General features: G+C 69.9%; 9 protein-coding genes. 5 read left to right on the forward strand and 4 right to left on the reverse strand.

What is annotated here, in order from left to right:
* Positions 1–213: 213 nt before the first annotated feature.
* Together ACFV2S_RS18415 and ACFV2S_RS18420 are read right to left on the reverse strand one after the other, a co-directional pair.
* Positions 214–1,179 carry a zinc-binding dehydrogenase gene (locus ACFV2S_RS18415; RefSeq protein ID WP_385559788.1) on the reverse strand — a complete coding sequence of 322 codons (966 nt, stop codon included), beginning with the start codon at positions 1,177–1,179 and terminating at the stop codon, positions 214–216.
* 228 nt (positions 1,180–1,407) lie between these two features.
* Positions 1,408–2,619 (reverse strand): NADP-dependent malic enzyme, encoded by a 1,212-nt coding sequence (locus ACFV2S_RS18420; protein WP_383800109.1) that lies wholly within the window; start codon positions 2,617–2,619, stop codon positions 1,408–1,410.
* Positions 2,620–3,156: 537 nt separating this feature from the next.
* Here ACFV2S_RS18420 and ACFV2S_RS18425 point away from each other — a divergent pair.
* From ACFV2S_RS18425 to ACFV2S_RS18435, 3 genes are read left to right on the forward strand one after another with little or no spacing between them, the layout of a single operon-like run.
* Positions 3,157–4,119: an ABC transporter substrate-binding protein gene (locus ACFV2S_RS18425; protein ID WP_383800112.1), complete on the forward strand. Its 963-nt coding sequence runs from the start codon at positions 3,157–3,159 to the stop codon at positions 4,117–4,119.
* A gap of 31 nt (positions 4,120–4,150) precedes the next feature.
* Entirely contained in the window at positions 4,151–5,101 is a 951-nt protein-coding gene (locus ACFV2S_RS18430; protein ID WP_383800115.1) for an amino acid ABC transporter permease, read from the forward strand.
* Positions 5,098–5,865 carry an amino acid ABC transporter ATP-binding protein gene (locus tag ACFV2S_RS18435; protein WP_383800117.1) on the forward strand — a complete coding sequence of 256 codons (768 nt, stop codon included), beginning with the start codon at positions 5,098–5,100 and terminating at the stop codon, positions 5,863–5,865. The genes ACFV2S_RS18430 and ACFV2S_RS18435 overlap by 4 nt, the downstream gene beginning before the upstream one ends.
* A gap of 60 nt (positions 5,866–5,925) precedes the next feature.
* On the opposite strand, the gene ACFV2S_RS18440 is transcribed toward ACFV2S_RS18435, so the two are convergent.
* Positions 5,926–6,675, reverse strand: coding sequence for a class I SAM-dependent methyltransferase (locus ACFV2S_RS18440; RefSeq protein ID WP_385559794.1), 750 nt, complete (start codon positions 6,673–6,675; stop codon positions 5,926–5,928).
* Positions 6,676–6,781: 106 nt separating this feature from the next.
* Between ACFV2S_RS18440 and ACFV2S_RS18445 the strand changes: the two genes are divergently transcribed.
* Positions 6,782–7,411: a CGNR zinc finger domain-containing protein gene (locus tag ACFV2S_RS18445; RefSeq protein ID WP_383800123.1), complete on the forward strand. Its 630-nt coding sequence runs from the start codon at positions 6,782–6,784 to the stop codon at positions 7,409–7,411.
* Here ACFV2S_RS18445 and sodX read toward each other — a convergent pair.
* Complete coding sequence (gene sodX / locus ACFV2S_RS18450; protein ID WP_383800125.1) at positions 7,315–7,749, reverse strand: nickel-type superoxide dismutase maturation protease; 435 nt, start codon at positions 7,747–7,749, stop codon at positions 7,315–7,317. The two genes, ACFV2S_RS18445 and sodX, sit on opposite strands and share 97 nt — an antisense overlap.
* Positions 7,750–7,912: 163 nt before the next feature.
* Between sodX and sodN the strand changes: the two genes are divergently transcribed.
* On the forward strand, positions 7,913–8,308 hold the full coding sequence (gene sodN, locus ACFV2S_RS18455; protein ID WP_041131199.1) for a superoxide dismutase, Ni: 396 nt from the start codon (positions 7,913–7,915) through the stop codon (positions 8,306–8,308).
* Positions 8,309–8,425: the final 117 nt, after the last annotated feature.

Below are 8,425 nucleotides of genomic sequence, written 5' to 3' on the forward strand. Positions count from 1 at the left end.
TTGCCCGCGGGGCCCCCCCCGCCCGGGCTCGGGGGCCCCGCGCGGGCGGCGGGCTCCGCCGTGGCGGCGGTCGGGGCGAGCAGCGAGGCGACGACGACGGTCGCCGCGAGGGTGGTGCGCGACATGGAGGCCTCCGGCACGGCAAAGTGAGAGATGTTCACGTTTCGCGTGCCGGAGATCCCATCAGGTCAAGCGACCTGTATCAAGAGGTCGTCACGAGGTCGTCAGGACGATCTTCCCGAAGAGCTCGCCGGAGGCCATCCTCCCGAAGCCCTCGCGGGCCCGGTCCAGCGGCAGGACCTCGTCGATGACCGGTCGCAGGCCCGTCGCCGCGCAGAACGACAGCAGGTCCTCCAGTTCGTCCTTGGAGCCCATCGTCGAACCGATGACCTTCAGCTCCAGGAAGAAGATCCGGGTCAGCTCGGCGTGCGAGGGACGGTCGCCGCTCGTGGCGCCCGAGATGACGAGCGTGCCGCCGGGCCGCAGCGACTTGACCGAGTGGGACCAGGTGGCGGCGCCGACGGTCTCGATGACGGCGTCCACCCGCTGCGGGAGCCGCGCCCCCGGCTCGTACGCCTCGACGGCGCCCAGCTCGACGGCCCGCTTGCGCTTGGCCTCGTCGCGGCTGGTGGCGAAGACCCGCAGGCCGGCCGCCTTGCCGAGGGCGATCGCGGCGGTGGCGACTCCGCCGCCCGCGCCCTGCACGAGCACCGAGTCCCCGGGCCGCACACCGGCGTTGGTGAAGAGCATGCGGTACGCGGTCAGCCAGGCGGTGGGGAGGCAGGCGGCCTCCTCGAAGGACAGCTCCTTCGGCTTGGGCAGCACGTTCCAGCGGGGCACGCTCACCCGCTCGGCGAAGGTGCCCTGGTAGCGCTCGGTGAGGATGGACCGGGGCTCGTCCGGGCCCACGCCGTGGCCCGTCTGGCCGATGACGGAGTGCAGGACGACCTCGTTGCCGTCCTCGTCGATGCCCGCGGCGTCGCAGCCGAGGATCATCGGCAGCTTCTCCTCGGGCAGCCCGACCCCGCGCAGCGACCACAGGTCGTGGTGGTTGAGCGAGGCGGCCTTGACGGTGACGGTGGTCCAGCCGGGACGCGCCTCGGGCTCGGGGCGTTCGCCCAGTTCGAGGCCGTTCAGGGGCTGGTCGCGGTCGATTCGGGCGGCGTAGGCAGCGAACATGGCCCCGACCCTAGGGGCCCGCGGGCGGCCGGGGGAACCACGCCCCGGTGTGACCCGTGTCGCCTGGACAGCACGCGCCGTGACCGATCCTCGGACGCCGCGGAGGGGGTGTCCTGCCGGCCGGGCGGGGCGCGCGACGCACGGTCGACGGGGCACCCTCGGCTCCCGTACGCCGAAGGGCCCCGTTCCGGTTGGCGGTACCGGGCCCTTCGGCGTGCCTGGGGCGCGTCAGCGGCGCGCGACGCCCTCGGCGCGGGCGGCGGCGGCGACCGCGGCCGCTACGGCCGGGGCGACCCGCTCGTCGAACGGCGACGGGATCACGCAGTCGGCGGCGAGCTGGTCACCGACGACGTCCGCGATGGCGTCGGCCGCGGCGATCTTCATGCCCTCGGTGATCCGGGAGGCCCGGACCTGGAGCGCGCCGGCGAAGATGCCGGGGAACGCGAGGACGTTGTTGATCTGGTTCGGGTAGTCCGAACGGCCGGTCGCCACGACGGCCGCGTACTTGTGCGCGACGTCGGGGTGGACCTCGGGGTTCGGGTTGGCCATGGCGAACACGAACGCGTTCGGGGCCATGGAGGCGACGGCCTCCTCGGGGACCGTACCGCCGGAGACGCCGATGAAGACGTCCGCGCCGGCGAGGGCGCTCTCCAGGGAGCCGCTGAGGCCCGCCTTGTTGGTGAGCTCGGCGATCTCGCGCTTGACGTCCGTGAGGTCGTCGCGGTCGCGGCTGACGACGCCCTTGCGGTCGGCGACGGCGACGTCGCCGAGGCCGGCCTCCAGGAGGAACTTCGCGATGGCGACACCGGCCGCGCCGGCGCCGGAGATGACACCGCGCAGCTCGCCGAGGGTCCGGCCGGTCAGCTTCGCGGCGTTGCGCAGGGCCGCGAGGGTGACGATGGCGGTGCCGTGCTGGTCGTCGTGGAAGACCGGGATGTCGAGGCGCTCCTGGAGCTTGCGCTCGATCTCGAAGCACCGCGGCGCCGAGATGTCCTCCAGGTTCACGCCGCCGAAGGACGGGGCGAGCCGGACGACGGTCTCGACGATCTCGTCGGTGTCGGTGGTCGCGAGGGCGATCGGGACCGCGTCCACGCCGCCGAACTGCTTGAAGAGGATGGCCTTCCCCTCCATGACCGGGAGGGAGGCCTCCGGGCCGATGTCACCGAGGCCGAGCACCGCGGTGCCGTCGGTCACGACGGCGACGACCTGGGACTTCCAGGTGTAGTCGTTGACCAGATCGGGCTGCTCGGCGATCGCGGTGCACACCTTGGCGACGCCGGGCGTGTACGCGAGGGACAGGTCGTCCTTGTTCCGGACGGGAACGGTGGCCTGAACGGCCATCTTGCCGCCCCGGTGAAGGGCGAAGACAGGATCGAAGGGCTCCTCGGGAGCTCCTTCCGTACCGCTGTCATTGCGAGGATTGACGATCTCCGCTGCCATTGGGTTGACCCCTTAAGTCTGCTTCATTTGAGGGTTGGCCGCTCCTGGTGTGGAGCGGTGGGCGGGTCCCGCGGCCGCCGTGTATGGCAGCCGCGCGGGCGCGCCGCACAACGCGCCCTGAGCCCCGGATGAGGGGTGTAAGGATCCTTCTTACCGGACGGACGGCACCGCAGACGAGTCCATATCCGCTCGGTGACGCGACTCATACCGAGCGCATCCGGACACGGACGGAGAACGACACGTCACCCGATGTCCCGATAGATGCATTCCGCACCCGATTGGCGGCCTTCCATTCGTCCGAATGGCGAGATGAACCGCAGATTTTCCGGTGCCAGGGAAAGGATTCCGCAGAAGATCCGGCCTTGATGTACCGGCCTGTCGGGATTTCGGGGTCACCCGTTACCCGATTTTGACATCAGGAGCCGTCGGTTTGTGGCAGTCCGAATGGCAAGATGCCGTAATCACACGAGGTCGCGACACTCGAAGATGCGTACGCGACCACCTGGCAGCTCCCTCACACGCCGGAGGAACCCGACCATGACCGCACGCTCCACGCGCTGTACGACCGCCAAGACCCGCACCTCCCGTCTTGCCGCGGTCGCCGCCATCGCGGTCGCCGGCTCGATGCTGCTGACCGCCTGCGGCGACCAGACCGAGAGCGCGAACACGCCCAGCGACACCGGCTCCGCGTCGGCCGGCAAGGCCCCGCTCTTCTCGAAGCTCCCCGCCGACATCCAGAAGGCGGGTGTCATCAAGGTCGGCACGGACGCCTCGTACGCCCCGATGGAGTTCACCGAGGGCGGCAAGATCGTCGGCGTGGACCCGGACCTCGGTGCGGCCCTGAGCAAGCAGCTCGGCGTCAAGCTGGAGTTCGTGTCGGGCACCTTCGACGGCCTGATCACGTCGATCTACACCGGCCGCCAGCAGCTGATCATGTCCTCGATGACGGACAACAAGAAGCGCCAGGAGGGCCTGGACGACAACGGGAAGAAGATCGGCAAGGGCATCGACTTCGTCGACTACTTCAGCTCCGGCGTCTCCCTGCTGGTCAAGAAGGGCAACCCGCAGGGCGTCAACTCCCTCGACGACCTCTGCGGCAAGACCGTCGCCGTCCAGCGCGGCACGATCTACGAGGACACCTTCAAGGCGCAGGCCACGAAGTGCGGTGACAAGAAGCTGACCATCCAGGCCTTCGACACCGACGCCGAGGCGCAGACCCGCGTGAAGGCCGGCGGCGCGGTCGCCGACCTGAACGACTACCCGGTCGCCGCGTACATCGCGAAGACCTCGGGCGGCGGCAACGACTTCGAGGTCGTGGGCAGCCAGAGCGACGTCGGCCTCTTCGGCATCGGCGTCTCCAAGGAGAACACCCAGCTGCGCGACGCCGTCAAGGAAGCCCTCGATGCGATCATCAAGGACGGCTCCTACGCTGAGGTCCTGAAGAAGTGGGACGTCGAGGACAGCGCGGTCAAGTCGGCCACGATCAACGCCGGCAAGTGACCTCTCCTCGTACCACTGAAGGGCAGTCGTCATGACTGACAAGATCAGCAAGGAACCGGCCGCCGCTCCGGCCGGTCCCTCCCCCTCGGGCGTTCCGTACGAGGCGATCAAGGCCATCCCCGTACGGCACTACGGCCGCTGGGTCAGCGCCGTGGTCGTCGTCGTGCTCCTCGGGTGGCTCGTCTACGCCTTCTCCCAGGGTGACGTCGTCTGGGCCACGGTGTGGGACAAGGTGTTCGACCCGTCCGTGATCAGCGGCATGTGGAACACCATCATCATCAGCGTCTCCGCGATGGCGCTGGGCCTCGTCCTCGGCATCGTCTTCGCCGTGATGCGGCTCTCCAAGAACCCGGTGACCGGTGCGGTCGCCTGGCTCTACATCTGGTTCTTCCGCGGCACACCGGTCTACGTCCAGCTGCTCGTCTGGTTCAACCTGTCGCTGATCTTCCACTACATCAACCTCGGTCCGATCTACAAGAACGAGACCGTGGACGTCATGACGCCGTTCATGGTGGCCCTGCTCGGCCTCGGCCTGAACGAGGGCGCCTACATGGCGGAGATCGTCCGCGCCGGCATCCAGTCGGTCGACGAGGGCCAGACCGAGGCGGCGCACGCGCTGGGCATGTCCCAGACGAAGACCATGGGCCGCATCGTGCTCCCGCAGGCCATGCGGGTGATCGTGCCCCCGACGGGCAACGAGTTCATCAACATGCTGAAGACCTCGTCCCTGGTCTCGGCCGTGCAGTACACCGAACTCCTGCGGGCCTCGTCGAACATCGGCAACACGGCCGGTGCCGTGATGGAGATGCTGTTCGTCGCCTCCATCTGGTACCTGGCGCTGACCAGCGTGTTCAGCGTCGGCCAGTACTACCTGGAGCGCCGTTTCTCGCGCGGCTCGACCCGCAACCTGCCGCCCACTCCGTTCCAGCGGGTCAAGGCCAACCTGACCACGTTCAAGCGCTCCCCGGAGGCCACGCGATGACCGGCGCACCCATGGTCAAGGCCGAAGGCGTCCACAAGTCCTACGGCCCGGCCCACATCCTCCGCGGCATCGACCTGGAGGTGCAGAACGGCGAGGTCTTCTGCCTCGTCGGCCCCTCCGGCTCCGGCAAGTCGACCTTCCTGCGGTGCATCAACCACCTGGAGCGCATCGACGGCGGCAGGCTCTCCGTCGACGGCCAGCTGGTCGGGTACAGGCAGAAGGGCGACAAGCTCTACGAGCTGAAGGACAGCGAGGTCGCGGTCCAGCGCCGTGACATCGGCATGGTCTTCCAGCGCTTCAACCTCTTCCCCCACATGACGGCCCTGGCCAACGTGATGGAGGCGCCCCTCCAGGTGAAGGGCGAGTCCAAGGCGGTGGCGCGCGAGCGGGCCGAGCGCCTGCTCGACCGGGTCGGCCTGCGGGACAAGATGGGGAACTACCCGTCGCAGCTCTCCGGCGGCCAGCAGCAGCGCGTGGCGATCGCCCGCGCGCTGGCGATGGAGCCGAAGCTGATGCTCTTCGACGAGCCGACCTCGGCGCTCGACCCGGAGCTCGTGGGTGACGTCCTCGACGTCATGCGGGACCTGGCCGAGTCGGGCATGACGATGATCGTCGTCACGCACGAGATGGGCTTCGCCCGTGAGGTCGGCGACTCGCTGGTCTTCATGGACGGCGGCGTGGTGGTCGAGTCCGGCCACCCGCGCGAGGTCCTGGGCAACCCGCAGCACGACCGCACGAAGGCGTTCCTCTCGAAGGTGCTGTAGGGCGTACGGGGAAAGGGGCGGTACGGGTTCACCCGTACCGCCCCTTTCGGGTGTCCCGGCCTACTTCACGGCCAGCAGGAGGGTGTCCGAGGGCGAGGCCCAGACCGGACGTGCCTCGCCGAAGCCGGCGGCGCGGAGGGTGTCGGCGTGCCAGCGGGGGGAGGGCATGTCGCCGTCGGCGTGCTCGCCGTAGATCTCGAAGCGGCGGGCGGTGGGTTCGGCGAGCAGCGGGTCCGCGGCGGCGACGGCCCACCATGCGGCCCAGTCGAGGGCGCCGGCGTCCTTGGCCCGGTCCATGGCGGCGTGGCGGTGGGCGCGCTCGGCGGCGTTGATCCGGGGTGTGGCCTCGTCGATCATGTGGTCGGCGTTCATGAAGACCCCGCCGTCCCGGACGAGGCCGGCGAGCTGCCCGTAGAGGGCCGTCAGGGGCCCGCTGTGGAGCCAGTGGAGGGCGGTGGCGGTGAGGACGGCGTCGTACGTCCCGTACGGCAGGCTCGTGGTCCACGCCGGGTCCTTGAGGTCGGCGGTCACGAAGGTGACGCGCTCGTCCCCGGCGAAGGAGCCCTCGGCGATGGCGAGGAGGGCCGGGTCGAGGTCGACCCCGGTGCTGGTCGCGCCGGGGAACCGCTGGAGCAGCCGGCTCGTAATACTCCCCGTACCGCAGGCGAGGTCGAGGACGCGGGGCTCGGGCCCCACCAGCGCCTCGACCATGTCGAGCATCACCCGGAACCGCTCCTCGCGGTCCGGCATGTACCACTCCTGCTGACGGTCCCAGCTCTGCTGCCAGTCCGCCCAATAGGTTTCGGTCATGGTCGTTCCTCCCCGCGTCAGCCCTACCATTCGTAATACCCTCGAAGGGGAAACAGCCGTTACCCCTTCGGACCGAGACACTAGCCCGCCGAAGTAAGGACTACAAGTGGAACTGGCCCATTACTCGGACTTCGCCGTACGTCTGGTCAACACCGAGGAGCCGGCCCGCGGCAAGGACACCCTGACGTCCGTCGAGGTACTCCGGGAGCTCTTCGGCCCCGCCGCCCAGATGGCCCGCAGGGTCACGGAGGCCGACCTGCCGCGCTTCCGCACGGTCCGCACCCGGCTGCGCGCGGTCTTCGCCGCGGCCGACGAGGGGGATCACACCGGGGCGGTGGACCTGCTGAACTCGCTCCTCCTGGAGTTCCCCGTCAGCCCGCAGATCTCCGGTCACGAGACCCTCGACGAGGAGGGCCGGCCCCGCTGGCACATGCACCTCGCCGATCACTCGTCGAACGCGACCACGGGCTACGCGGCCATCTCGGCGATGGGCCTCGCCTTCCACCTCACGGAGTTCGGCGCGGACCGGCTCGGCCTCTGCCAGGCGCCGCCCTGCCGGAACGCCTACCTGGACACCTCCACCAACCGCTCCCGCCGCTACTGCTCGGACCGCTGCGCGACGCGGGCCAACGTGGCCGCCTACCGGGCCCGCAAGCGCCTGGAGGCCGAGCGGTCGGACCACACGGGCCGCACCGAGGACACCAGCCAGGAGAGCACCACCCCGGCCGACCGCTGACGGCCCGGCGTCACCGGCCGGTACCGCGCCCGCACCCGCCCGAGGACCAGCTCGGGCGGCACGGCCCCGAAGACCCGGCTGTCCCCCTCGGCGTCCGGGTTGTCGCCGAGCACCCACCAGCCGCCGTCGCGTCGCTCGACCAGCCGCTTCACGATGAGCAGGTCCTGCTGGAGCGGGTGCCGCAGCACGGCCACGCACCCCGGCCGCAGCCGCGCCCCGTACCGGACGAGCAGCCGGTCGCCGTGGAGCAGCGTGGGCACCATGGACACCCCCGTCACCTCGGCGATCCCGAACGGCGCACCGGCCTCCCCCACCTGCTCCCGCCCGGACCGTGCCATCCGGTCACCTCCCGATCCGTTCCTGCGAGGACTCGTCCACTCGTACACGAGTCCCATGGTGACCCTGGACTTTTGACCTAAGCCCCAGGGGGCGCCCGCGAAATCGCCCTTCTCACCGAGTAATGTCCCACCTGAGAAGACGATCACGAGGAAGGACGGCTCAATGCTCTCCCGCCTGTTTGCCCCCAAGGTGAAGGTCAGCGCCCACTGCGACCTCCCGTGCGGCGTGTACGACCCTGCCCAGGCCCGCATCGAGGCCGAGTCCGTCAAGGCTGTCCAGGAGAAGTACCTGGCCAACGAGGACCCGCACTTCCGCGCCCGCGCCACGGTCATCAAGGAGCAGCGCGCGGAGCTCGCCAAGCACCACGTCTCGGTGCTCTGGAGCGACTACTTCAAGGCCCCGCACTTCGAGAAGTACCCCGAGCTCAACCAGCTGGTCAACGACACCCTGAAGGCCCTCTCGGCCGCCAAGGCGTCGACCGACCCGAAGACGGGCGAGAAGGCGCTGGAGCTCATCGCCGAGATCGACCGCATCTTCTGGGAGACCAAGAAGGCGTGATCTCCTCCGGGCCGGGGGGGGCCCGCCCGGGCCGCCCCCGGAGGTCAGGGACAAGCGCCGCCGGCCGGGGGGGGGGGGGGGGGTCACCGAGGGGGGGGGGGGTGTGGTGTTGGAAGA

The sequence above is a fragment of the Streptomyces sp. NPDC059695 genome (assembly GCF_042733785.1).
Lineage (GTDB): Bacteria > Actinomycetota > Actinomycetes > Streptomycetales > Streptomycetaceae > Streptomyces.

Coding starts and splice junctions, on each gene's coding strand:
- ACFV2S_RS18430 (WP_383800115.1), top strand. CDS start 4,151: ATGACTGACAAGATCAGCAAGGAACCGGCCGCCGCTCCGGCCGGTCCC.
- ACFV2S_RS18420 (WP_383800109.1), bottom strand. CDS start 2,619: ATGGCAGCGGAGATCGTCAATCCTCGCAATGACAGCGGTACGGAAGGA.
- ACFV2S_RS18440 (WP_385559794.1), bottom strand. CDS start 6,675: ATGACCGAAACCTATTGGGCGGACTGGCAGCAGAGCTGGGACCGTCAG.
- ACFV2S_RS18415 (WP_385559788.1), bottom strand. CDS start 1,179: ATGTTCGCTGCCTACGCCGCCCGAATCGACCGCGACCAGCCCCTGAAC.
- sodN (WP_041131199.1), top strand. CDS start 7,913: ATGCTCTCCCGCCTGTTTGCCCCCAAGGTGAAGGTCAGCGCCCACTGC.
- sodX (WP_383800125.1), bottom strand. CDS start 7,749: ATGGCACGGTCCGGGCGGGAGCAGGTGGGGGAGGCCGGTGCGCCGTTC.
- ACFV2S_RS18435 (WP_383800117.1), top strand. CDS start 5,098: ATGACCGGCGCACCCATGGTCAAGGCCGAAGGCGTCCACAAGTCCTAC.
- ACFV2S_RS18425 (WP_383800112.1), top strand. CDS start 3,157: ATGACCGCACGCTCCACGCGCTGTACGACCGCCAAGACCCGCACCTCC.